The organism is Paenibacillus tyrphae, assembly GCF_024158745.1.
Classification (GTDB): domain Bacteria; phylum Bacillota; class Bacilli; order Paenibacillales; family NBRC-103111; genus Paenibacillus_G; species Paenibacillus_G tyrfis_A.
The window spans coordinates 192,200-216,742 of record NZ_JAMZAW010000007.1 but is presented as its reverse complement, the minus strand read 5'-3'; the positions used below and the strand labels follow the sequence as shown (position 1 = coordinate 216,742).

26 protein-coding genes and 1 pseudogene are annotated in these 24,543 nt (G+C 49.5%); 7 read left to right on the top strand and 20 right to left on the bottom strand.

Features of this window, described 5'->3' with window-relative positions:
* The first annotated feature begins 296 nt into the window (after nucleotides 1-296).
* Nucleotides 297-1,133 (top strand): hypothetical protein, encoded by an 837-nt coding sequence (locus NI000_RS12660; RefSeq protein ID WP_253411008.1) that lies wholly within the window; start codon nucleotides 297-299, stop codon nucleotides 1,131-1,133.
* Nucleotides 1,088-2,308, top strand: coding sequence for a DUF4179 domain-containing protein (locus tag NI000_RS12655; protein ID WP_253411006.1), 1,221 nt, complete (start codon nucleotides 1,088-1,090; stop codon nucleotides 2,306-2,308). The genes NI000_RS12660 and NI000_RS12655 overlap by 46 nt, the downstream gene beginning before the upstream one ends.
* A gap of 53 nt (nucleotides 2,309-2,361) precedes the next feature.
* Here NI000_RS12655 and NI000_RS12650 read toward each other — a convergent pair whose 3' ends face one another.
* Together NI000_RS12650 and NI000_RS12645 are read right to left on the bottom strand one after the other, a co-directional pair.
* On the bottom strand, nucleotides 2,362-2,655 hold the full coding sequence (locus NI000_RS12650) for a DUF5316 family protein (protein WP_253411004.1): 294 nt from the start codon (nucleotides 2,653-2,655) through the stop codon (nucleotides 2,362-2,364).
* 43 nt (nucleotides 2,656-2,698) lie between these two features.
* Nucleotides 2,699-3,361 (bottom strand): DUF2625 family protein, encoded by a 663-nt coding sequence (locus tag NI000_RS12645; RefSeq protein ID WP_253411002.1) that lies wholly within the window; start codon nucleotides 3,359-3,361, stop codon nucleotides 2,699-2,701.
* A gap of 187 nt (nucleotides 3,362-3,548) precedes the next feature.
* On the opposite strand from NI000_RS12645, the gene NI000_RS12640 reads away from it, so the two are divergent.
* The gene (locus NI000_RS12640) at nucleotides 3,549-9,194 is read left to right on the top strand and encodes an OmpL47-type beta-barrel domain-containing protein (RefSeq protein ID WP_253411000.1); all 5,646 of its coding nucleotides are present in this window, start codon (nucleotides 3,549-3,551) and stop codon (nucleotides 9,192-9,194) included.
* A gap of 105 nt (nucleotides 9,195-9,299) precedes the next feature.
* On the opposite strand, the gene NI000_RS12635 is transcribed toward NI000_RS12640, so the two are convergent.
* The 4 genes from NI000_RS12635 to NI000_RS12620 form a co-directional block, all read right to left on the bottom strand.
* Nucleotides 9,300-9,794: a hypothetical protein gene (locus NI000_RS12635; RefSeq protein ID WP_253410998.1), complete on the bottom strand. Its 495-nt coding sequence runs from the start codon at nucleotides 9,792-9,794 to the stop codon at nucleotides 9,300-9,302.
* A 118-nt stretch (nucleotides 9,795-9,912) separates the two neighbouring features.
* The gene (locus tag NI000_RS12630) at nucleotides 9,913-10,254 is read right to left on the bottom strand and encodes a hypothetical protein (protein ID WP_253410996.1); all 342 of its coding nucleotides are present in this window, start codon (nucleotides 10,252-10,254) and stop codon (nucleotides 9,913-9,915) included.
* A 57-nt stretch (nucleotides 10,255-10,311) separates the two neighbouring features.
* Entirely contained in the window at nucleotides 10,312-10,683 is a 372-nt protein-coding gene (locus NI000_RS12625) for a hypothetical protein (protein WP_253410995.1), read from the bottom strand.
* The gene (locus NI000_RS12620) at nucleotides 10,635-10,862 is read right to left on the bottom strand and encodes a hypothetical protein (RefSeq protein ID WP_253410993.1); all 228 of its coding nucleotides are present in this window, start codon (nucleotides 10,860-10,862) and stop codon (nucleotides 10,635-10,637) included. Before NI000_RS12620 ends, NI000_RS12625 begins: the two co-directional genes overlap by 49 nt.
* Nucleotides 10,863-11,113: 251 nt before the next feature.
* Between NI000_RS12620 and nfi the strand changes: the two genes are divergently transcribed.
* A complete protein-coding gene (gene nfi, locus NI000_RS12615) occupies nucleotides 11,114-11,803 on the top strand; it encodes a deoxyribonuclease V (protein WP_253410991.1) in 690 nt (229 codons plus the stop codon).
* A 129-nt stretch (nucleotides 11,804-11,932) separates the two neighbouring features.
* Here nfi and NI000_RS12610 read toward each other — a convergent pair whose 3' ends face one another.
* The 12 genes and pseudogenes from NI000_RS12610 to NI000_RS12560 form a co-directional block, all read right to left on the bottom strand.
* Nucleotides 11,933-12,460, bottom strand: a complete 528-nt coding sequence (locus tag NI000_RS12610; RefSeq protein ID WP_253410989.1) for a hypothetical protein — start codon at nucleotides 12,458-12,460, stop codon at nucleotides 11,933-11,935.
* 1 nt (nucleotide 12,461) lies between these two features.
* A pseudogene (locus tag NI000_RS37105) lies at nucleotides 12,462-12,692 on the bottom strand (CdiA C-terminal domain-containing protein); the annotation flags it as partial.
* 383 nt (nucleotides 12,693-13,075) lie between these two features.
* Nucleotides 13,076-13,564 (bottom strand): hypothetical protein, encoded by a 489-nt coding sequence (locus NI000_RS12605; protein ID WP_253410987.1) that lies wholly within the window; start codon nucleotides 13,562-13,564, stop codon nucleotides 13,076-13,078.
* On the bottom strand, nucleotides 13,564-13,983 hold the full coding sequence (locus tag NI000_RS12600; protein WP_253410985.1) for a zincin-like metallopeptidase toxin domain-containing protein: 420 nt from the start codon (nucleotides 13,981-13,983) through the stop codon (nucleotides 13,564-13,566). The genes NI000_RS12605 and NI000_RS12600 overlap by 1 nt, the downstream gene beginning before the upstream one ends.
* A gap of 32 nt (nucleotides 13,984-14,015) precedes the next feature.
* Nucleotides 14,016-16,169: a contractile injection system protein, VgrG/Pvc8 family gene (locus NI000_RS12595; RefSeq protein ID WP_253410983.1), complete on the bottom strand. Its 2,154-nt coding sequence runs from the start codon at nucleotides 16,167-16,169 to the stop codon at nucleotides 14,016-14,018.
* A gap of 29 nt (nucleotides 16,170-16,198) precedes the next feature.
* Nucleotides 16,199-16,639: a DUF4280 domain-containing protein gene (locus NI000_RS12590; RefSeq protein ID WP_253410981.1), complete on the bottom strand. Its 441-nt coding sequence runs from the start codon at nucleotides 16,637-16,639 to the stop codon at nucleotides 16,199-16,201.
* A complete protein-coding gene (locus NI000_RS12585; protein ID WP_253410979.1) occupies nucleotides 16,614-17,153 on the bottom strand; it encodes a hypothetical protein in 540 nt (179 codons plus the stop codon). Before NI000_RS12585 ends, NI000_RS12590 begins: the two co-directional genes overlap by 26 nt.
* Before the next feature lie 29 nt (nucleotides 17,154-17,182).
* Nucleotides 17,183-18,313, bottom strand: coding sequence for a pentapeptide repeat-containing protein (locus tag NI000_RS12580; RefSeq protein WP_253410977.1), 1,131 nt, complete (start codon nucleotides 18,311-18,313; stop codon nucleotides 17,183-17,185).
* A gap of 13 nt (nucleotides 18,314-18,326) precedes the next feature.
* Complete coding sequence (locus tag NI000_RS12575) at nucleotides 18,327-19,754, bottom strand: contractile injection system protein, VgrG/Pvc8 family (RefSeq protein WP_253410975.1); 1,428 nt, start codon at nucleotides 19,752-19,754, stop codon at nucleotides 18,327-18,329.
* Between the two features lie 21 nt (nucleotides 19,755-19,775).
* On the bottom strand, nucleotides 19,776-20,393 hold the full coding sequence (locus tag NI000_RS12570; protein WP_253410973.1) for a hypothetical protein: 618 nt from the start codon (nucleotides 20,391-20,393) through the stop codon (nucleotides 19,776-19,778).
* Nucleotides 20,394-20,648: 255 nt separating this feature from the next.
* Entirely contained in the window at nucleotides 20,649-21,110 is a 462-nt protein-coding gene (locus tag NI000_RS12565) for a DUF2269 family protein (protein WP_253410971.1), read from the bottom strand.
* A gap of 2 nt (nucleotides 21,111-21,112) precedes the next feature.
* On the bottom strand, nucleotides 21,113-21,649 hold the full coding sequence (locus tag NI000_RS12560; protein WP_253410969.1) for a PadR family transcriptional regulator: 537 nt from the start codon (nucleotides 21,647-21,649) through the stop codon (nucleotides 21,113-21,115).
* Between the two features lie 270 nt (nucleotides 21,650-21,919).
* Between NI000_RS12560 and NI000_RS12555 the strand changes: the two genes are divergently transcribed.
* On the top strand, nucleotides 21,920-22,303 hold the full coding sequence (locus tag NI000_RS12555; RefSeq protein ID WP_253410967.1) for a VOC family protein: 384 nt from the start codon (nucleotides 21,920-21,922) through the stop codon (nucleotides 22,301-22,303).
* A 138-nt stretch (nucleotides 22,304-22,441) separates the two neighbouring features.
* On the opposite strand, the gene NI000_RS37100 is transcribed toward NI000_RS12555, so the two are convergent.
* Entirely contained in the window at nucleotides 22,442-22,804 is a 363-nt protein-coding gene (locus NI000_RS37100) for a GNAT family N-acetyltransferase (RefSeq protein ID WP_375540968.1), read from the bottom strand.
* Here NI000_RS37100 and NI000_RS12550 point away from each other — a divergent pair.
* Both NI000_RS12550 and NI000_RS12545 read left to right on the top strand, forming a co-directional pair.
* Complete coding sequence (locus NI000_RS12550; RefSeq protein ID WP_253410965.1) at nucleotides 22,720-22,929, top strand: WYL domain-containing protein; 210 nt, start codon at nucleotides 22,720-22,722, stop codon at nucleotides 22,927-22,929. The genes NI000_RS37100 and NI000_RS12550 overlap by 85 nt on opposite strands.
* Before the next feature lie 203 nt (nucleotides 22,930-23,132).
* Nucleotides 23,133-23,297 (top strand): hypothetical protein, encoded by a 165-nt coding sequence (locus NI000_RS12545; protein ID WP_253410963.1) that lies wholly within the window; start codon nucleotides 23,133-23,135, stop codon nucleotides 23,295-23,297.
* Nucleotides 23,298-23,353: 56 nt separating this feature from the next.
* On the opposite strand, the gene NI000_RS12540 is transcribed toward NI000_RS12545, so the two are convergent.
* Nucleotides 23,354-24,364 carry a LacI family DNA-binding transcriptional regulator gene (locus NI000_RS12540; protein ID WP_253410961.1) on the bottom strand — a complete coding sequence of 337 codons (1,011 nt, stop codon included), beginning with the start codon at nucleotides 24,362-24,364 and terminating at the stop codon, nucleotides 23,354-23,356.
* Nucleotides 24,365-24,543 lie beyond the last annotated feature (179 nt).

Here is a 24,543-nt window from a genome sequence, read left to right as displayed (position 1 = left end):
AAAGCTCCCTAACCCGGTACTAGGGTTTCCTTTGAATAGGCTGTTTTATTCAGCCGCCACAGCATGCGCGTATCGGAATCTTGCACTCACGAAAAAACTGGCGAAAAAATTTTGCGCCGCCGAGAACCAAACGGAGACCGCCAACACTCTAATGGGGTGTATTGAATATACGGGAGAGGAAGATGTACAATGAAACCTTATAAAATCCTGATCGCAACAACGGTTGCGGCGGCCGGCTTGTTTATGGCTTCGATTCGGCGGTGCAGGTGCCGCAGAAGGCTTTTGCAGCAGAGAAGATGATCGGAAAGCCTCTGACGGATTTCGATCCGAAGACGGTGGAAGGGGCGCGTCAAACGATGCAGGAGCTGTGGCAGGGCAAGCCCGTACAAATCGAGCTGCATGAAAAAGTTACGGGGGAAAACGACGCTCAGTGGGTGGCTGCTTCCAAAAATACGGCTGCGCATGCAGCGATCAATAAAAAGACCGGGAAAGTCGAAGCCGTCAATATCATGTATGCCTGGGATGAGCTTGACGAGAGCTTGGAAGCTGTGGCTACGCTCAAGGCCAATGTAACCCAAGCCATGCAGACGCTGGATCCGAAGGGGGATTTCAAAGTCGAAGGGATCTCCCGGTCGAACGAAATTCATCGCGGAATGGATAGCTGGATGTTCTACGACGGGGTCGAGAATGCTCTCCGGGGCGGGGTGGACGCCGCAACGGGCCAAGTAAGAGGAGTTACCGCCGAGTATCCCATCGGGCAGGTGGACGCCAGCTACGTAAAGCATGCGCAAGCTGCGTTGAAGGAGCTGTCCGGAGGAGCGACGGATGCCTTGGACTCAATGGTCTCTCTTGGTTTGGACGGGACAACCGGACGGAAAAGCTGGTCCTTTGGCGATGTGGAAAGAACTTATCACGTGGAGATCGACGATGCCACTAACCGGCTGGTAAGCGTAGGGAATTATAACAAGTATAAAGGATATAACACCGAAGAAGAGCTTCGTGCTGCTTTTGCCGCGCCGTATTATACGACAAAGGCCGCTCTTGCCGCTGCGGGCCCGCTGGTGCAGAAGTATTTTCAACCGCGATCATGCTGCTTGGAGGCGTTGTTGCGGCAGGGCTCATCTCGCCGGTGATGGCCGAGGCGCTCAAGCACGTTCCCTTCATCGGGAAAATCATCGAGACGATGGGCGACGAGTGGCTACAGAATGCCAACTGCAAAGGCTTGACCGTTCCCGTGGAGCAGAGCGCGACGGATCAAGGCATTACGCTGACGGTGAAAGAAGTGATGTACGACGGCATCCGCCTGTTCATTGGGATGGAGGAGCATTCCGGGCAGCCATTGCCGCCGAACGATAAGAATGGCCGGCGTTACGCAGGATTGGACAACTGGTTTAAAGCGACGGTAAACGGCGAGGATTTCGGCTGGTTGAATGGCGAACGGGTATCGATGACCGAAGACGGGCATGCGGTCAGCATGCTGGAGATTGAGCCGCATGGAGAACCGGGTCCGGGGGAGAAGCGGCTGGCCGACAAGCTCGGCGACTCGTTTACTCTGCAAGTGGAAATTCCGCAAGTCGGCGCCGTGAAAGGGCGCTGGGTCTTACAAATCCCCGTGCAGAAGCAGGGCATGTACACCACGAAGCAGACGCCGATGCTTGAGAAGAAGCTGGGGAACATCACGATGCTGATGCGTTCCGTGGCGTCGTCGCCCCGCGGGATCGAGCTGAATTTCCATACGATCCTACCCGCCAACGATAAGCAAGCATATCAAACCGTGCTTGGGATGGCATTTACCGCGACGGATGAACACGGCTATCCTTTGGATAACATGGGAGGCGAAGGCGGAATGTACGGAGATGAAACGATTTGGGAAACGACGCTTTCCTATTCGCCGCTGCCGGAATCGTCCAAGGAAATTGTATTGAAGCCTTATCGCAGCCTCGGCGAGCGCGGGGCCGGATACGGTCAAAGCGAAACGGAGCTGGCTTCGCTGCCGCTTACGGTGGAGCAGGGTGCCATCGGGAAGGCGACCGTGCAGAAGCTCGAAAAGCTGGACGAGAAGACGGTGCTGCATTATGAGGTAACCGGGCCGCTTCCTGGAAATCAGGCGGGGTTAATAAGTCTTGTCCAGAACGGGGAGGCGTTGGAGCGCAAAAGCTTGAAGTTCGTCGGCAAGAACGGAGAGGCCTATTCTTACGTACAAGAGTTCTCGCCGCTGGATAAAGAGCTGCCCGTTCGTCTGACGACCTACACGATGCCGCAAATCGAATTTTATAAGGAACTGGAAATGCGGATCCCGATTCGCTGATGGCTTTAAAGCCGTGCGGTCCTTGGTTTAAGGGCTTGCACGGCTTTTTTAGATTACATCCAAGCGAAATAAACGATGGCGGCCAGGAGCAGGTTGGGGAATCCGATCATAAAACAATAAGCCGCCCACTTCCCTCTGGCTGCTCTATCATTGGCGGTACTGATCCAATAGTTGGCCCGCGCCCGATCTCCGCTTACGCTGGAACCGGTAAGGATGGCCGCCGCTCCCGTAAAAATCAGCCCGAATATCCCGGCATACGTATAAACTATGGCAGGGTCTTTCAAAAAGATAGCGGTCAGTGCGATAACGAGCAAGCAACCCAGCCCAAGGATGAAGGAGTTTCTCACAAGGATCACGCCCCATTTTCGATGGAATCGGTGTAGACCTTTCTCATTCGAGTTTACTATCATTTATAAAAATTTTCCATAGTTCCTCGATCGGAACGACGGACCTGGCGCGATCGGTAACCGGGCCGCCGTCCGCCCACAAGAACGGATAAATCAACACTCCCTGATTTCCAGCGATAGGCCGAATCTCTTCCGCCCAGCCTTCCCAACGAAAAGTCTCGTAAAATTTTTGCACATCGCCAAAGCAAGCCCAGTATAAAAAATCCGAAAACCCCATATCCAGGCTTTCCCACTCCAATGTATCGGGGGCAAAATAAAAAACATCTCCCAGTTTGCCCTCGAAAGCTCCGCCGTTCAGCGCAAAAAAGCCGCCTACTACGTCGTCGGCTATTAAGAACGATGAAGGAAGTCTTGTGCTCTTTCCATCGGCGCCGATTTCATTCCACGTGATCAAATTCCTCGGCAGCCGTCGACTGCCGGAACCTAAGATGCGCAGCCAACCGTTATCGATGAGGATGCCACCGGTATAATACGCAACTGTACCCAATACGGATCGGGTCGTCACTTGCAGTTGATGCAGCACCTCTGCGGCTTCTTGCGGATTCGCTGGTAAAATTTCGACGGTATTGGGAGATTTGGTAACCCAGTCCTGCACCTCCAGCCATGTGGACTCTGTTTCGTCAATCAGTTCATCCAACGATTTCATGGATAGCACCTCATTTCATAAGGACCTCTCTTCATCCAAAAATTATACAACAACACGATCTGGATAAAAAATTTAACGATTCGGAGTTAACCAAAGTTAATATCCTTCGGTTACTTCATTTGGTACTCTAGATGTAACTATTTGGAACAGAAGTAACAAGGAACGATTCCGAAGGAGTGAATTCGAGTTGATCCATATCACATTACGGAGACTGTTCTGGAGCGCAGTCTTTTTGGTGAGCGTGCTTGCAGGGGGAAATCAGCTTGCGCATGCGGCAGTCATGATGGAGCAATTGCCGGATTCGGCGAACTTGCCGGAAAATATTTCGGGCGTTACGTCCAGCGCGGTGCAGTCCGGCAACCGTATCTTGGTAACCGGGGGACAAAAGGCAAATTCGTCTACTTTTGCGCGGTATTCCTATACATTCAACCCGACGGATCGATCCTGGACTTCGCTTGCGCCGCCCTTGCAGCTTTCCTTTCACAAGCAAAGCATGCTGAAGGACGGAAGAGTACTCGTCACAGGCGGGTCGAAGTTTGTCCCGGGGACAGGATACGTTTACAATAACGTGGCCAAAATTTACAGCCCCTACTCCAATATCTGGTCTGATGGCGCGTCATTGCCGGTAGGGAGTATATTCGGAAACACCCAAAGCACCTTGCTGGACGGACGGGTGCTTATCGTAGGCGGAGCGAACGAGATTTGGTCGGGAGTCGACCGCAGCACGATGTATAATCAGGCCTATGTATACGATCCGGGTACGAATCGTTGGGAGGAAGCGGCTCCGTATCCTTATCCCATTTACGATGCTGCACAGAGCACGCTAAAGGATGGGCGCGTTCTCGTTACCGGCGGGCAGAGCCATTACGTCTACCGCTTCGATGCTTATTTGTACGATCCATCGAATAATACGTGGACCAAGGCGGCGAGTCTGCCGTTTGAAGGCGACACGTTTTTCCGCCATGCCCAGGTGACGCTGCCGAACGGCAAAGTGCTGGTGATGGGAAAAAAGTATTTCTATATATACGATCCGGCGACGAACCAATGGACAAAGGACACGGCTACGATCCGACAGCTGACCAATGCCCAACTGTCGGTATTCGGGAATGATGTGTACGCTATGGGCGGATATGACGAGAATTGGGAAACCAAAGTGAACGTATATAAGCTCACGTTTGATTTTACGCCGCCTACGGCCCCGGCGATTAGCGGCCCGGGCCCCGAGTGGACCACACAAGACGTAACGGCGGTGATCACGCCGGGCACGGATGCGGACTCCGGGGTCGCCCGTACGGAGTACAGCTTGTCCGGGGCGACGACACTCGGCTGGACGCCTTACAACGATGGGGACAAGATAACCATTACGAATGACGGACAAACCACGATTAGCGCAAGAACGATAGACCTCGCAGGCAATGTAAGTCCAATCGCGACGGCTGTCGTCAAAATCGATCGTACGGCGCCGACGCAGCCGGCGGTCAAGCTTTCGGCAGCGTCATGGACGGCCTCCGATGTCACGGTAACGATTACGTCCGGAACCGATAACGGCGGGTCCGGCGTGAATCGCACGGAGTTCAGCTTATCCGGTGCGACGACGCTGGCTTGGACGACGTATACCGGTCTGGTGACGATCACGGCCGAGGGCCAAACGACGGTAAGTGCGCGAACGATCGACAACGCAGGGAACATCAGCAGTGTCGGGACTGCCGTGGTATCCATTGACAAGACGGCGCCGGCTGCACCGTCGGTTACTCCGGCGACCTTGCAATGGACCTCTGCGGCAAACGTCGCTGTAACGATCACAGGGGGAACGGACAGCGGCGGCTCGGGCGTGAACCGTACGGAGTATCGCTTGACGGGAGCGACGACGTTGGGGTGGACGACATACACCGGGCCATTGTCGATCGCGGCCGAGGGCCAAACGACGGTAAGTGCAAGAACGGTAGACAATGCGGGGAATACGAGCGTTATCGCCTCGACAGTCGTAAAAATCGACCGGACAGCTCCGACGGCACCGACCCTTAGCGCATCTGCAGGTTCTTGGACCGGTTCGAATGTCACGGTGACGATCACGGGAGGAACGGATAGCGGCGGCTCGGGCGTGAACCGAACGGAATACAGCTTGACGGGAGCGACGACGCTCGCATGGACGGCCTATACGGGCCCAGTGACGATTACCGCCGAGGGTCAAACGACGGTGAGTACGAGAACGATAGACAATGTGGGAAATATAAGTGTTATCGCCTCGACCGTCGTAAAAATCGATCGGACGGCCCCGACGGCGCCGATCCTTAGCGCATCCGCAGGTTCTTGGACGAATTCAGACGTCACGGTAACGATCACAGGAGGAACGGACAGCGGGGGCTCGGGCGTGAACCGAACGGAATACAGCTTGGCTGGGGCGACGACACTCGCGTGGACGGTCTATACAGGCCCGGTGACGATTACGGCCGAAGGACAGACGACGGTGAGTGCAAGGACGGTCGATAACGCAGGCAATTTCAGTCCGGTCAGCTCGACCGTCGTTCGCATCGACCGGACGCCTCCGGCGGTTCCTATCATCACGGCGCCATTGGCAGGGGCGGTTCTTCCGAACAACAAGCCGACGGTAACCGGCACGGCGGAAGCGCATGCGACGGTGAACGTCACGTTGGACGGTGGGGCCAACTTGACCGTGACCGCAGACGGAAGCGGCCGATGGTCGTATACTCCGGCCGCCGCGCTGGCGGATGGCATTCACAAAGTCAAGGCGGTTGCGAAAGACGCCGCAGGCAACGAAAGTCCGGCTTCCGTGGAAATATCGTTTACCATCGATACGCAGCCTCCGGCACCGCCGGTGATCGGCACACCGGTCAACGGCGCTTGGATCAATAGCCCGAGGCCGTTCATTACCGGTCAGGCGGAAGCGGGCGCGACCGTGGCGCTGTATTTGGACGCAGCTCCGACCGGCAGGGCTACCGCAGACGGCAGCGGCTCGTGGACGTACCCGTGGCCTACGGATTTGGCTGACGGTGCGCACAGCCTGAAAGCTACCGCAGCGGATGCGGCGGGGAATGTCAGCCAGGCGTCCGCCGTAGTCTCCTTCACCGTGGATACGCAAGCTCCGGCAGCCCCGGTCATCCTTAGACCAGCCGACGGGACTGTCACAGGCAGCAACCGGCCGGTGATCTCCGGGACCGCCGAAGCGGGGGCAGTTCTTCTCATTGATTTGGATGGAACCGAGACGGCAGCAGGGACGGCAAACGCCGGAGGCAGTTGGTCTTATTCGCTTCCGGACGTTCTGGCGGATGGCGGGCATGCGGTCAAAGTACGGGCGAAGGATGCGGCAGGAAATATTAGTCCCGCGTCCGCGACTGTGCGTTTTACGGTAGATACCGAAGCACCCGAGGCTCCGGTTATCCTTGCTCCGGCCGATGGTACGGCGACGAAACAAAGCAAGCCGGTTATTCGAGGGACCGCTGAAGCCTATGCCACCGTCCATGTGGTCGTAAACGGAAGCCCGGCAGGCACCGTGATGGCGAATGCGGGAGGCAATTGGACCTTTATTCCGCCTGTCACACTCGTCGATGGCATCTATACGGTTAGGGCGACGGCAGCGGATGCCGCCGGCAATATTAGCCCGCTATCCGCAGAGATCAGGTTCACGGTAGATACGTTGGCCCCTCCGGCGCCTGTCGTGACAAGCCCGGCTAACGGCGCCGTGACGAACCGGTCGAAGCCGGCTATCGCGGGCACGGCGGAAGCCAGTATCACGGTGAGCGTGTACGTGGACGAAGTGCCGCTAGCGGAAACGGCTGCCGACGCGGGAGGCAGGTGGAGCTATACGCTGGCGGATAGCCTGGCTGTAGGTACGCACGCCGTGAAGGCGCAGGCGACGGATGCGGCCGGTAATACGGGACCGTTTTCCGCGAGCCATACGTTCACGGTTGTATCGGACAATGCATTGCTGCACACCTTGCAGCTCAGCGGCGTGACGTTGAATGAAACGGTCACCGGGACGACTTACCGGTACACGGCCCAAGTTCCGTATTCGGTGACGGCGACTACGGTGACTGCCGTTCCTGCTGACGGGAACGCTTCGGTTCTGGTGCTGCAGGACGGGGAAGCCGTCTCGGGGCCGCTTCGGCTCCGTGTCGGAGCTCAGACGATCACGATTCAGGTGAAGGCGCAGGACGGAACGACGGTTCAGCTCTACAACGTGCAGGTGACGAGATTGCCCTCCAGCGAAGTGCAATTGAGCGAGCTGACGTTGAGTCACGCGGCTCTGGCTCCGGAATTCCAAGGAGGGACGACGCGCTATACGGCGACCGTCACGAATGATGTCTACGCGCTGACGGTGCGGGCAAAAGCGGTGAGCAGCGAAGCCTCGATTCGCATCAACGGACAATCTTTTGCAAGTGGAGAGGCGATCCTGCCTGTGGAGCTTCAGGTGGGAGCCAATTCGATTACGGTCGCGGTGACCGCGCAAGACGGAGTCACAACGCAGTCGTATACGGTGATGGTACACCGGAAGCCAAGCTCCAATGTCCTCTTGAACGGGCTCCTGTTATCTGAGGGAACTTTGAGCCCGGCGTTCGATAGCGGCATTGTTCATTATGAAGCGGCTGTCGAGCATGGGGTGACGAGCATGACGGTAACGGCATCGGTCTATGACCGGAATGCGCTGCTGACCGTTAACGGCAGAGAAGCGGTAAGCCAACAGCCGTCCCAACCGGTCGAGCTTCAGGTTGGCGTCAACCGCCTCACGATTATGGTAACTGCGCAAGACCGCGTCAGCACGCAGGCCTACACGGTGGAGGTCACCCGCAAGCCAAGCACGAACGCCGGGTTAACCGGTCTAAGGCTGACCGACGCGGCGCTATCCCCGGCATTTGACAGTGAAATCACCGCGTACGAAGCGAACGTAGGCCACTCGATCGACAGCACGACGGTGACGGCGTCGGTCTATGACCCGAACGCCCGGATCTCGATTAACGGCAAGGCGGCGCTTAGCGGGGAAGCATCTGCGCCGATTGCTTTGCAGGTTGGGGCGACGACGATTCGGATTACGGTAACGGCGCCGGACGGGCAAACCGTGCGGACCTATACGGTGCGCGTTCATCGAGAGGCTGCCCCGGAGCAGCCGTCGGACTCCTCTTCCGGGGGGAATGCGGGAGGAGGGGGCCCGGCTCCTGCCGAGGAGCCTAAAGTGCCGCCGAAGCCGGCAGTGCCCGACCGACAGCTGACTGTACCCGATAAGCCTGCCGGTTCTTCGGCAGCTTGCGTCCCGGTAGCGAAGGTGCGGTTTACCGATATGTCCGGACATTGGGCGGAGTCATCGGTTTCGGAGGCCTCCGGCTGCGGCATCGTCGACGGGTTCGATGACGGAATGTTCCGGCCGAACGATCCGGTCACCCGGGTCCAGTTCATCGCGATGCTGGTCCGGGCTAAGGGATTCGACAAGTCGGGATCGACAGCTCCTGCGTCGGCAGCCTTCGCGGATCAGGAAGCCATTCCGTCTTGGGCCGCCGAAGCCGTATCAGTTGCCGCACAGCGCGGGATCGTTAACGGGTATGAGGACGGAAGCTTCCGCCCGGATGCGCAAGTGACACGAGCCGAGATGATCGCAATGGTGGCTCGCGCCTCTAACTTGCAAGCGGGGCCCGAAGCGGAGCTCTCGATGTTTGCGGATGCGGCGGATATTCCCGTCTGGGCCAAGGGCTATGTTGCCGCCGCCAGGCAGCACGGGTTCGTTCAAGGGCGGGAGAATGGGCGCTTTGCGCCGCAGGAGCATACGACACGGGCGGAAGCGGCCGTGCTGCTGCTGCGGTGGGCTCGTTCGGTGGATCAATAAGCAGAAAGTAAAGAACGCAAACCTGGCAAGGTTGGAATCGCCGGGTTTGCGTTTTTTGTTGGTTGAGACAATAAGAAGCAACTCACCTAGAAAAGGGTGGGAGGTTTAATCTGTTTTTTTCAGACTCTTAAAATCGGATTCTTGATTTACCTTGGAAGCATAAATCAGAGGACATTCTAGTATGGATAGTTCAAAGACTTCAACCTCTCTGCATGTAATAAAGTGCCCTAAATCCCTTATGATTTCCTTCTTATCGAATTTTCCAAAATCTGCACTTGGGACTGAAACCATGATGAACGGATTCCGGCTTCTATGCATAGAAATAAAAATATTAAATTCAAATGCCGCCTGGGTAAATCCCTCAGGTAATGAGTAGATAGATACGGTCTCAATTCTCTCTCTATTCTCTAACGCCTTTTTTAACTTTGCTTCTGTTCGTTTCCTTGTAGTTAACTTTCCCGATTTAAAGCTATCTCCGATAATCCCCAAATGGGTCGAAGCATATCCTAACTCTTCATTTAGTCTCAATGAATATTGATACCAGTCCCATATGTCCTTTTCCCGAGCCTCGATAGAACCATACAGAACAATAGATGTCATCAATTTATCTCGCAAAAGTATCGCCTTTTCTGTAAAAGTTGTAAATTTCCAGTTTACCCGTGCGTACAACCAATTTGAGAAATCTTTATACAGGTATTAGGCCCCCCCCCATTTCTCTTTATTCGTCGTCTTCTTCTACTAAAATCTCATCCATTTTTTCTCTATCTTCTGCAATTTGTCGCGACAGTTCAAAGCTATTCATAAAGTGTTCAAGCGGCAACTCTTCTTTGTAATCTTCGTCTTGTTCAAAAAGTTTGAAGTTCGCTTTATGTTTAATTAAATCTTCGACAAAATCTTTCATTTTTTTCCTCTCATTAATGTTCACATAATCAACTTCCATAAGAGGATTGATATTACTAATACGAGTTTTAATCTCTGATAGGCCTAAACCCGTATGTTTCTTGATAGTCATTAAATGACCAGCGCTTCCAGATAGAAGTGTTATATTGATTCTAGTCATAGACAACTCTTCCTTCTAAAACTTTTATATAAAAAACGCACTTAAGAAAGAGAGTTTTTATATTAACTCCATTTTCCCTTTACGATTTCTAGCTAGATTTAAAACTTCAATACCAAAATTCAAGCCATAGTCATCAGCATCATAAATACTCTCATACATTCGTCCAATATATTCAAAATCAGGACTCATATAATCTTCTGGAATAGCACCACCTATTTTTGATGAAAAATACCTATCCTCTTCCTCATCACTATAAATTCCAAGACCAATCTCTAATACATCTGGTTCTAGCTCTTTTTCATAGTATATGATACGCTCTTTTAATCGATTAATAGGAGTACCTTCATTATTACTATTCAATTCTGCACCAGTTGGTACTTCTATAATGATTGGAATTTCTTCTTCATTCCATCTTGATATATTTGCCAACATAAAACCCCTTCAATATTGGAAAACTTCTCTTTATCACAATAGATTTGCATTACAAATCCATATTGGTCATCTTCTAAATAAATAGGGAATTTTTCTGGTTTAGGAGTTGGGACTCCTCCAATTTTATCAAGGTAAATATTTTTTTCATCTCCTGGAACAAGTTCCCTCGTTTTCATATAGAATACCGTTTCATTTTTGCCTCCTGTTCTGCTAAGTGTTTTGCAAATAATTTTTATCTTATCATATCCAGCTTCTCTAGAGCTTTTTCACTTATACCAAAGTGAATATCTACAGGCTTATTATCACCATGAGGTACTAAAGCATTATCGGCGTTACCCGCCCCCTGACGTCTAATCGGTTATAATAACCAAAGGAATATCTTGCTATATAAACCGATTAGAAATTCAATCTTCTTGGGGGCTCGAATATGGAACCGGTTTTGAATCATTCATGGAAATTATCTGAAATGGACGCAGTCAATTTGCAGCAAGAGCTGTCTTTAAAAATTGTAAAGGAAGATCAACTTACAAAAGTTAGTTATGTGGCTGGAGTAGACGTAGCGTACAGCGAACATAGTGACAAATTAATCGCGGCAGTCGTTATTTTAGAAGCGAGTTCATTACGTCTAGTAGAATCGGTTGTGGTGGAAGACACGGTTCATTTTCCTTACATCCCAGGGTTGTTCTCATTCAGGGAGATTCCTCCTCTGCTCAAAGCATTCAAGCAAATAAAAACCCCTCCGCAGCTCATCGTCTGCGACGGTCAGGGAATGGCTCATCCCAGACGATTTGGATTAGCGAGTCATTTGGGAGTACTATTCGACCTTCCTACCATTGGATGCGGAAAAACGAAGTTATTAGGGGAGTTCCAAGACCCCGAAATAAAAAGAGGATCTTCTTCTCCATTAGTTGATCATGGCGAGGTGATCGGGGCCGTGTTAAGAACTCAGGATAATGTTAAACCTATTTTCGTGTCCATCGGCCATCGCATTTCGTTAACAACTGCTTGCGAATGGATATTAAAGCTCTCCCCGAAATATCGTTTGCCGGAAACAACGCGGCAAGCCGATCAACTTGTGAATAAAGTTTTAGCTGATTTTCAAAGAGATCAAGAATAAAAAATAAAGGGCGGATTTCTGCCCATTAAAAGTTCGATGGCGTATTGCGGTGTTATATTGTACGAAAGGTACACAAATTATTTACAAACTCTGATGTTGTCATTTTTATTATGCAATAAACAGGAAAAGTTACCTTCTATATCCGCTATCTTTAAAAAAATCCTCTTCTAAATAAGGATAGTTCAGTAGTGCTAGATCTTCTTTATCTAAATAACTGGTTTGATATTCATTTGAATGGGTATTGATCTTTAAACACCCTTTTATTCTTTTCATTAGTGGATAGGAGGAATGATTTTCTACAAGCATGTCTAGATCATTCAACCGCAACAGCTTTCCAAATAATTCAAGAAATTTAAGATACCCGATATCAAATAATCGAGTTATAAATTGAATATTGATAAGAATGTTCGTATCCACACCGTACGATTCAAGATTCATTTCTCGAAAACGTTCTAGATATTCTTCCTCATCATCTAAATTAATACTTATGGAAAAATAAGTGCAGCCAATACTCACATTCCGAGTATCAGACCAATCCCATACTTCTGCCTCATAAAAACTTAACTCCATAACTAAAACATTACATATCATATTGTAAAGCAACTTTCTCAAGGCTTCTCTAGGCAAATTAGAACCAATAGATACCCTAAAATCCATTTTACTCAAACCTCCAGTACACTCTAGTCACTTGACGGCCTTCAATGATTAGTAGTTCATCTAAATATTTTAAATCCTTATGTGTTTGACTATTTAGAAATTCAATAAGATCACGCCTTTTTTCAACAGGATAGTCATTTAAATTTAATACTATTCTTCTAGCTTGTTTAGTAGTTTTCTCTCTGAGCGTATCAAGAATATACCGTAGAGGTGTATTTGTATCAGGAGCATAGCAATCAAATACTTACTTCTCTATTATGAAATCTGGACTTTTTCGGGGATCGATACCATAATCATTTCCATTGTCAAATTCGTCAAGCATTGTCGTACGATACCATTGTTCTGAGAGCACATCAGCAGCTTCATTTTGTCTTTCTAATCCTCGATCCCCTTTATTTGGTGCTGATTTAGAGCATGAAAAAAAGGCTCATTCCTCCCCATCGTTCAAGTGGAATAAGCCTTTGATAAGTTTATCAAGCGTGTTTGTCAAGTTTTTTAAGTGTTTGGTTTGTTGGAGTTGTAATTTGGTTTGCACAAAATTATTAACAGGCCCGTTTGTTGGCTGTATGTACTCGTTGACTATGTCCGTTTTCAAAGGTTACACTTAATTTTCATCTAAATATTCCTTGTAAACTCAATAGATTTGGTTTCATCGGAAATAAATAAAGCTATTCCATCAAATTCAATGGGTGAAGGAGGTAACTTAATATTAATAACCCATGCAAACGTTCGTATGTCCATTACGCTTTCATAAAATCTAATAGGAGTTTCAATTTCGGCAGAAATGTCTTCTTTAATAATATAGCTCTGAGCGATTTTAATTGCTTGACTTATTTCTAATTTCGGTTTAGTTTTACTTATTTTATCTAATATATCTTCACCAAACAACACAAGCTCAATCATTTTTTTATCATCGGAGATAATAAAAACTACCGTTCTTCCTGTACTAGGAATCTCTCCCTCAACAATCCAGATATATCCGTATATATCGAAGAACGTTTGATTGGATAACGAAGTTTTATTGATTATCCATGGAAAAGAATTCTTATCAATATAAGCCTGTGCTAGTTTCGTCGCGCTTTCAACATTAAGTTCATTTTTCATTATTTTCCGTATCCTTTCCAATCAGGTGCCGGCCAGTCACCAGTTCTTACAAATTCAATGTATCTTTGTGCCTCGTAAATTTCAGCGTCAGTAAATAGGTGCTTATTTTTCATAATTGTTTCGTATACAAATTCTTCTCTTACAGATCTTGTAATTGGTTCATATAGTTTCTTACCAACTTCTAACATATGTTTTGCATGATAACTTTCATGAAGTGCATCTAGTATCCTTGGGCTGGGTCTTAGAACTATTCTATCTGTATCACTTAGAAACATCGCAGCTACATTTTGAGGTGCTTTGTATTCTTTGAAAATTCTCCCCTTAGAGTCAACAACGACCTTTATGCCTTTTTTGCCCATTTCGTTTTTAAAAATTCGAAGTTCCCTAATTGACATTATTCTAAGATTTTTCTCATCCAATCTAACTGGTTGAGCTTTTCTGGCATCATAAACTAATTTATCAGCCCCTTTACCCGTCTCCAGAGTCTCCGAAGTTTCCCAGATGTTCTCCCTGTGTTTGGAGCTTTCGCATCCTCCATCTGCTTATTCGTACCGGGACCGACCCGTTGCAGTTTCTTTTCCCCGGCCCCGGGTGGTGTAGATTTACTCGACATCCGATTAGAAAATCTCACGCCACCTACCACTACGGCTAAGGCAGCCATAGGAGCCACGAATTCAGCGAACAGGCCCCCTGTAATCATCGCAATGTCGACGGACATTCGGTAGTTGTCCTCGTTGCCGTCAAACAGGGTGTCCCTGACGAAGTTGAATGCTTTTGATTCGGTGTCTCCTTTATTCGCGAAATTTACATCTTGAATCCCTTCGCCTATATCAGCTATTCCCGAAGCGACCATGTATGCACCAGATGCTGCAGCAACAGCTCCTGCGGCAGCTACAGCAATACCGACTCCCGTCCAACTAGTGAGAGCGCCGAACCCTACGGCTGCTACGCCAACGGCGCAGATCATAGCCCCGCACACGGCATTGAACAATCCGCCCGCGATGCCTGCTATGCCCTTGTTTTTGCGCTCCTCGCTCACTTCGTGAACATAGGCTTTGTAAGCCTGGAGCTTCTCGGCCGCTTGGACCGCTTGCCGTTGGCCCTCCGAGCTCAGCATGGGATAGTCCTGAGGAACTGTTCCGGTGATTCGTATTTTCGAAGCCAACAGCTTATGGATTTCATCAATCCCGACGCCGCTCATCAGTCCCTGCATGAGAGTTAAGCTCTTAGTCGCTTTCAAGCTGACTTGCTTCGGCGGAGGAGGGGGAGGGGGCGCGTCCGGGTCTGCGCTTGGGTCAGTCCATCCGATCGTTAATTCCTCGCCGGGCTTGACGCTGATTTTCTTCGAGCTTGTAAACTGTATTCCGTCCTTGTCATTCATTGTAATGGACAGCATACCGCTTGTGAAGGTGATGTTTCCTTCGCCCAATTCCATTGCTTTCCCATGGTTGCTGACGAATGATTTTACATTGGGATTGCTCATCTTCGGATGGCTCTTCATGCTATCTCCCGATCCACGAACGGAACTGGTGACAAAGGCATGATTTTCGTTACTATCCGGAAAATAGAGCTGGATGCGTGACCCCGTTTTGGGCATGCTGTACCACGCATTGTTGCCTTCTGCCGCATATGGAAACCAACTCGTCCCTGTATGTGGCTCATCGTCGTCGATGTCCAGATGAATCTTCACCATTTTCCGGTTCACGGCTATCGCTCTTCCCTCTAGCGACAATCCGGTTAGCAGCGGATTTACACGATAGGGCTGACATATTCCTTTGGGAGAAGCTATCGTGTAGGTCATTCTGACACTACCACCATGCAGCTCGATGATCGATCCAACCACAACAAGCTCTTTGCCGCGGAACGTAACCGTATTTCCCACAGGGAGCAGTTGGTCGCTTACGACCTCATAGGCTGTGAAATCTTCCTCCGTCAAGTTCGTTTGACCTTGCCGAGCTGTAGATGTCATATATTCCTTCAAAGCCTTTGTTACTTCGTAGAAGCCTTCGCCCGGCTCAATATGTCGGTCAATTTGTGGCATCCCGAACCACAGCCTGGGCTTTGCCTCGGTTACATCCGGCACCAAAACGGTGCCAAAATGTGAAGCTAGACGCTGAAGAAACTGCCAATCCGTTTCTTCATATTGCAGTAAAAACTTGCGGATACTCCGGTCTCCGCCCGCCATATCGATGAAATCCGCATGTGGGTAATGATGCAGCACTTGCCCGATTACGTCAGCGTAGCTCATGCTTCGATCTTGGAAGCTGCGCGAACGACGTTTTGTATCCAGCTCGTAGGTGGAAGAGATGCCTTCCACTTCGGCTACGTAGACATCTCTGGTCATGCGAATTGTCAGGTTAGAGACAGTTCCTGCGAAGATGCGTTCGTCCCGCTCTCCGACCCGTTTGAACACTTCGATCACATCGCGGTGACTGGCGGCCTCCATATATTTTTCCATCTGCTCTTCCGGGATGATTCCGCTAAAAGAAACCCGCGCATGTTCGCCCGGCTGTCGCACGATCTTGATGGCAGTTACCGCTTCCAGCTCATAGGGCCAGCGCAGCTTCATTTCCCGGCTGACCATCGTTAATTCAAAGCCGCTCATGCATTCGCCTCCTTTCTTGCTCGTCGGTTTTATCCTTTCTTGTCAATGAGGATGAGGCCGCCCCATTTGCAGACTAGCGTTGCTTTCTCAGTCAGAACCGGCTCACCGCCGACCAAAACATCTTCTTTGTCTTGCATCCACCGGGTCCCGGGCTCGAACACAGGCTGGCAGGGCAGCATCCCGTTCGCCGCTTTATCGATCTCGGTTGTTGATGAGAAAAAGAACCAACTGGTTGTTGTAATCTCCTCCTTGGCGCCGGGATTATTCGGATTGTTGCATGACCCGAAGGAGATGATATTTTTGCCGACTGTGCAGTCAGTAATATTGAGCAGTGGTTGTTCCTTCACGGTTACCCCATGACTGGAGGGTAAATTTAACACGTCCGGGGCGCTGCCGCAGGAGCAGCGAATAGGGGTTCCCCGTACGACATAAGTCGCTTTCACGTCACCGGTATCTTGTATACCCGCCATGTTCCTCGTCTCCTTTCACCGTGTCTGCTTTTATTAACTGAAATCCGTACAAGTCCCTGCGCAGCAGGCTTTCCGCGAGATCCAACCGGATGACGGTATAGGGCTGAAGAACACTAGGTACATGAAACATAACCTGGTCTCCGATACGGCTTTCGTCAAGGATCAGGTGGGTTACCAGCCCTAAGGGATTATGCTCGCTGTGTGCGGATTTACAATCGACGACATCCAATTCCGGATGCCAATACACTTGCTGCTGGCTGTTCTGCTTGTCGATTAGAATCACCATATGCAAAGCCATAGAGGGAACATATTTTTTCAGTATCCGTTTAAAATCGTTGGATACGAGCTGCAAAGGCCGCTCCAAGTAATCCGCATATTCGTTGTTCTCATGATGCCGCACATACAGAATAGGGGGATCCTGGCTTGGACTGCCTCCGAATACTTTCGCGGAGGAGGGAACGATCGGTACTGCGCTTTGTATTCTCGTATCCTGTGAAATTAGGAAATAATCCATCGAGACTCCCGCCGTTTCTTTCTAAAAGTTTATACCCATCGAATGCTGCGTCGCTGACTCTCATCCAAAACAAGCCGTTCCGCAGCTTCCTTGGAAAAGAGTGCGCCGTCCAGATTGGCTCCGGTAAAATCAGCACCGTCTACGATCGCCTCGATAAAATACGCTCCCGCTAACTCTGCATAAGCAAACGAGGCTCCGGCAACGTTTGCGCCCGTAAAGTTTATACCTTCGATTCCGTAATACCGGCATTGTTCCGCATCCCACGTATTTTGGTTCGCATGGATTTCGCTGAAATCGGCCCCTTGGAGATCGCAGTTCCGCAGGTCGGCGTCATGCAGGCAGGAGGCGCGAACATCTGCTTCACTAAGGCTGCAATCTTCAAAACGGGTCCCCATAGCGATACAGAAGCGCATATCGCTGCCGGTTAAATCCGCTTGCCGAAATATCGTATATCGAAAATCCAATCCTGCGAAATCTTCGCCGGAACCGGCGATAGCGGGGATGACTTCGTATACATACGCCAATTCTTCTTTCTTTTTGAGCCACTTTAGCGCTTGAATCGGATCTTTTGTCTGCCGCTCTTCTCGGTATAATTGCTCGGTAATATCCATATACTCACCTGCCCGGATTTCAAAATGCTCCGCCGTGGCAATTGGACGAAACTCTTCCATCGTCAGGAGCCGAGGCATTGCGTAACGGATGAGATGATGAACGTACAAATGAAACAAAGGCGCTTTCTGCAAGGCCAAGCGTACTACTTGCGATTCACTGATCGCATCAAAATATGCCTTCCTTCGAACATTCAAGTCGTGCTTCCATTGTTCCCAGAAGCGGAATGCCCAAGCCGCCGAATAGTCCGCCTCGCATTCGCTTGCGTCAAGAAACCACGTGCTGTCATACGCTTGCAGCCTGTCTGTATATGTGCCGGACAGGAGGGAGGTTCGCAGCATGGAACAAACGATAAACCCGATTGGAGATTTCTCGCCCTTCTCTTGCATCGTTCGGATCTTTAGGCAAAATGACCCGAACGCCTCTAGCCATTCCCGGGCGAGCGCGTCTTTGTGCTCGATATAATAGGCGTGCAGGCGCCGAATGTGTTCTGCCGTTACACCCTCTACTACCGTAGCGTTAAAATGGCACCATGCTTCTTCTTTTTTCATCGCTGCTATGTCCTTAATTGGTTTTGACTTGTGAGCCGCTAATGTTGATTTCGCCTTCCTTGATCTCGATGGAGTTTCCTTGACATTCCATTTTTAGAGATTTGCCAGCGGCTACTTTAATGTCCGGCGCTTCGAACGAAATCTCCTCTGTCGAGGAGAAGTGAATCTTGTTCGGGCTTGCGACGGTGATGACTCCATCGTCGGTCAGCTTGATGTAGACCCCTGCATTTGCCATAATTTCGATGCCAGTCGGCAAAAATTTGATGATTTGTCCATGTTTCGTTTTTAAATAGGGGATATCCGGGTTGCACATCGGATCTTCCGGTTGTCGGGCCGCGTCCGGCGCTTCTCTTCGCACGGAGCTGATGGCAATCGCCCGTTCTTCCCGAGAATTCGGAAAATAGATGCGAATACTGTCTCCTACCTCCGGCATGCAGTACCAGCCCGTATTATCTTCTGAAGCAAAAATGGTCGAGTACGGAAACCAGGAAGCTTCCTGCGCATGCTGCTCATCATCGATTTCAAGATGAACTTTCACCTGATCACGCTTGACTTGTAAAATTTTTCCTTGAAGGGATAGTCCGATAATGGCTGTATTGTATGCGGTTGGAACGACCAAGCCTTGCCGGGGCGCGAGTACGTAAGCATGTTGCAGGATGCCTTCCGTCATGACAGATACGGCTTCGCAAACGAACAGCTCTTTTTGCCGAAATACCACTTGGGTCCCTAACTCTAGCATCTCATTCGTATGTACTTCATAGGAGATAAAATCGTGCTCGTTCACTTCTTTTCCATGATTTTGCGTAATGTCGCGGTACTCACCGATCCGCTTGTTAACGGTAAAGGAGTGTACATCCAGATCTCCTTTCCATCTTCCTTCGGGAATGCCGAAAACGAATTTAGGTGCGGTAAAATAGGGGACGGGTACAAGATAAGTGTGAAAACGGGAAGCCATACGCTTCAAAAATTGCCAGTCCGTTTCCTGATACTGAAGTACAAATTGGCCGAGTGTTTGTCCGCCGGAAGCCAGATCCATCACGTCTGCATCGGCATAGGAAGAGATTACTTGTTCGAGCAACTGCCCGTAAGTCATGCTGCGATGCTGAAACGATTGATTATGCGGTTGAACGTCTAGAAGATAGGTGTAAGAGGCGGCCTCAATTTCAATAGAGTACACTTCTCCAATTTTCTTCATGCGGACATTCGTCACGATTCCGCTGAACAAGGTTGCGTAATCGTCCGCAAGCCGCTGTCTCACTTCAATAGGGGTGTGAAGGGAGGTCGTGTCGACATAGCTATCTTGCAATTGCTCGGGAACGATCCCCGTTAACGTCAGTCTGGCATGCTCATTGAGTTTTTGTTCGATCCGAAGCTCGGACAGACGGCTGAATTGGTAGGGGGTAATTTCCAGTTGGCCATATGTAATAGGATTTGAACTCATGTCGTACTGAACTCCCTTCCGTTACTTGCGAATCTCTTTCAGCGATTCCATGAGGCCCATGGCAATCGGCTTCCAAATCCGTCGTTCCTGTTCCCTGCAATTGAAATTGCAAACAAGTCCTTTGCCGCGCCATGCCGTCAAATATACGAGATTAAATACTTTCCCGTCCAAAGCAGGACTGAGAAAAAGCAGGTAACCTATCGTTTTATCATTCACTTGTTTGACGCCATTATCGATCCAATCGTTGGAAGGTTGAAATTTGGTCATCATATCCAGCATAGCGTCCTTGGCCGCTTCGACTTCGTCATTCTGCAGCGGCTGGGGGGTGTATTGAAAGCCTAGACTGGTGTCGTATGCGGGATCGCTGTATATGTATTTCGGTCTTGATTCGAAGGGGTATTTGGCTCTGGCAACCGGCTCCGGCATTAGGGCGAACCCTTTGGGAAGACGAGTAGACAGGGCGTACTCCGGGATGAAAATCTCTTCAAATTCCATCGTTCCGTATTTCGTATGAAGCGCACCTTCCATAATGCTTGTGCTCACTTCTTCCTGTGACAGCATTTCTTTTGCCGGAGGCGGGGCTTCACCTGCCTTGATCTGTTGCTTCCATTCGAGTATTTTCTCGTCCATAGATTCCATCGTTCATGCCGCCTTTTTATTTTTGGATTCGTTTATGCTAGGAGAGGAGGGATTTCTATTTCTAAGTACTTGTTCCTTATATCGGTAATATTAGACTTTGAATTCATGTGAAAATTTCCACATTTTTACCAAAAGTATGTCGTAGTTTGTACTACTCTGCAGTGTGCCGGCCAATAAAAAAATGATCTTCGACATTTCGCGAAGACCATTTTATGTTTCTTATCGTTCCTTTTGGCTCGACTGACGTTACGTTCCTCAAAACGGCTTAACCAGCATCAAGTACAACACGACCAGCGGGATGATGATGACCAGCGTGCCGAACACATCCCATGTGCGGGAAGCTTTCCGATACGCAGCGGTAAGCGCGCCTTCCGCCTCGGCGATGACGCTTTGCTTCATCATTGTCCGTTGGGCGGGAATGAGGAGAATGCCCCAGATCAAGCCGCTGAGCACAAACAGGCCTTCCGACGCCGTCATCCAGTTCAGCTCCGCGAACGAATACCCGCTCAAGGCGGCCATGATGTGGCCTGTTGCGAGCAGCAGGATGACGCCGGGCAGCGTAAACCAGTAATCGGCGTGCATCACATTGCGCGCTACCCGCCGGATGTGGGCCAGATCTCGACCGCGCTCCGCCGACAGCTTCCAGAATGCCGCTGTAATGATGTTACCGAGGAACAGCACAGCCCCCAGCACGTGCAAAAAAATCAACGCTCCCATGTTCACTTCTCCTCCTTGTGGTTATCCAGCATTGCCGCGCATTCCAGCAGGGCATCGATTTTGGCCTGGTGATAACGAATGCCGATGGTGAGAGAAAGCAGCTGATGCTTGGGCATCTGCTGATGATACTGGTCATGCATCCCCTGGAGGATGCTTAGCTTCGCTTCGTGCTGCTTGCGGCTTTGCCTGATCCAATCCAGCATCTCGCCCTCGTCCGTCTTCCCGCCAAAAAACAGCCTCATACACACATCGGAGCGCACGTTATCTTCCTCGACCGGCTGCTCGTAATATTGGGCCAGAACCGCTCGACCGGCCTCCGTTATGGAATATTCGTTTTTGTTCGGACGGTCCTCCTGAATAATCGTACGTTTCTCGATGCAGCCTTCCTTTTCCAAGTTTTTGAGCGTCGGATAGACGCTACCGTAGCTTCCTTCGAAGAAAAAGGAGATCGGTCCTTCAAAATTTTTTTTGATTTCGTACCCGGTCATCGGCCGTTTGCTTAATAAGGCAAGAGCCACATATTTGGCCTGCAGCTGCATCGGCGCAGCCTCCTTCGACATAAAATATATAATCATTATTAATATTCATAATGTTAATATAAATTGGCACCGGCGATTTGTCCAGTTTTTTCTTGCTGCATGAAAAAAGCTCCCGTGATCTTGATGATCGGGGAGCGGATGGTCGTTTGGAAATAAAGTATTAGACCGGCAGCTGCATTAAACTAACTGGAAGTATCCTGCCAAAATAAAGGAATTTATGGTACGATTAAGTGGGAAATTCCCAATCAACCAATTAGAGGACCAGTGACGATGATTGAACTAGAGAGAGTACATCACGTAACAATAGCAACTAAAAACTTGGAAGAAGCTAGGTTTTTTTATTCAGAAATTCTTAAATTTAAAGAGATAGAGCGTCCCCCATTTAAATCAAAAGGGGTTTGGTATGATTTGGGTGAACAGCAACTACATGTAGTGGAAAATCCCAAAAGTGAAACACTTCGATTAAATGGTTTAAATTCATTAGAAGGGCATTTTTCTATTTGGGTGAAAAGCTATACTAAAACATTACATTGGTTGAATAAAGCTGGTATAAAATATGAGATTGAACCAATTAGCGTTGCGGGTTTTTCTCAAATTTATATATTGGACAGAGATAATAATGTTATTGAATTTGCGGCTCCGTATAACTCATAATTTTTATACAGCCATTAACGGGAACGATAGTTGAATCACGACAATCAGGCCGCCGATTACTTCGACGGCCCTTTTTGAGCCTCTCCCCATTTTCTCGCCCCCCAGCTCTGACCGGTAACTAATGCAGCATGAAACGCATTACGTGACGTCGACTTCCCGCAGTACCCGCCTCGACAAAGCCGAACTCTTTAAACTGCGGAACAAATCCCATAAAACGATAGCTTGGGGAATCGGGGTCAACAGGGTAGGCTTCAATAAGGCTGCACCCCTTTGACGTGCATGTTCAACAGCCGCTTGGAGCAGTTGTTTCATGACCCCGTGTCCGCGAAACTCACGAGCTACATAGAAACAAACCAAAGACCAAATCTGATCGGGATTCTCATTTGTTGCGTATAATCCAACGAGGTCACGATAAGTTGAGCGAGGAGCGACGGCGGATCGCTCCCTATATCGTGTGCAATGAGGACGGAAGCGGGTATGCCGACATCCGGATAGCTGCAGAGGACTTGATATTTTACGTGGACTTTATCTGGCAATTCGGGAATGATGTGAAAATAACGGGACCTGTTGAAGCCATGACGTATATGAAACAAAAAATCGAATCCATGCGGCTGCTCTATTGTTAAACAACTATTTTTTTGGAATTTACTATCTTTTGTGAATTCGCTACGTAATGACGTACCACCCAATCGGACTAAAAAGCATTCCATTACCCCGAAAAGATGGTGAACTCATGGAGAACGAGTTCGCGGATAAGTACGAGCATTTATTGGTGGAGGAGAAGGAATTAACGCAAAAAATCGGAACGTGCGAGTAATGCGTTACAGCCATGCTCGGTTGCATTGAGCATCATTCAGATTCGATTCATTTGCACACGGTCAAAGATGTGGTCGGCTTAATCCATACGATCAGCAGCGATTTGCAAACGGAGCTGTTGCATTTGAGACTGGAAAAAAGCGTAATGTCAAGCAAGCTGCACGCTGTACAGCTGTAGACAAAGGCAAAAAACAAGGGGCCAGGTATGTCGTTCCAGTCCCCTTGCCTATTCTTTTACTCCCGCCGGAAATTCGACGATCCGCGGACGATTAGCTCAGAATCCACTTTAAACGTGCGCTTGTCGTGGAACTGATTCTCGTTCATTTGATCGATCAGCTTCTCGACGAGAAGGGCGCCCATCGTGTATTTCGGTTGGTTCACGGTGCTCAAGGTGGGCGTGATATACTTGCTGATCCGATTGTTGTCGACGCCCACGACGGCAAGCTGGGACGGGATCGCGATGTCGCGCTCGGCACAGGCTTTATATACGCCCAAAGCCATTTCGTCGTTGGCCGCGAAGACGGCCGTGAAGCGCAGGTTCTTGTCGAACAGCCGCTTCATCGCCTCGTAGCCGCCTTCTTCGTTGAAGTTGCCGTTTTCGATCAGCTCGGGACGGAACGGGATGTGATGGTCCCGAAGCGCCTTCAAGTAGCCCTCCAGTCTTTCGTAGCTGTCAATCGCTTCGGCGTAGCCGCTAAGGAATACGATATCCCGATGTCCGTTTTCGACGAGATGCTGCACGACTTCTTTGGAAAACTTCACGTTGTCCGTATAAATACAAGGGATGCGATCGTGCTCGATATACCGCCCGACGACGGCGAGAGAGTACCCCTTCTCGGAAATCTGGCAAATTTCCTCGTCCGACATCAGCGGAGCGATCAGGATAGCGGCGTCCACCGTCCGGTTCATCAGCAGCGTCAAATATTCCGCTTCCTTCTCCTTTTGGTTCTCCGCGTCGCAGATGATCACTTTATATTTGCTGGCGTAGGCCACGTTCTCGATCCCTTTAATAATCTCGGCAAAATATGAGGCGTTGATATCGGGCACGATGACTCCGATCGTCATCGATTTTTGCGAGCGCAAATTTTTGGCGACGGCGTTGGGATGGTAGCCAAGCTCCTCAATTGCTTTCATGACTTTTGCTTTCGTTTTCGACGTGACGCTGCTGCTCTCATTGAGCACTCGAGAGACGGTGGCAGGCGAGACGCCTGCCTTCGCGGCGACGTCGACGATTTTGATATCCATATGCATCAACCTTACTGGAAATTTATATTTGACAATGAAGGAATGGCTTTATTATAATTTATCCTGAAATCGATTTCAAATTATTTTTGTCAAATAGGCTGAAAATCGTTAAAAGACGATGTTTATCTTATTTGCAAAGGAAATCAAAAATAAAATGATATCGATTTCATGTATAACGG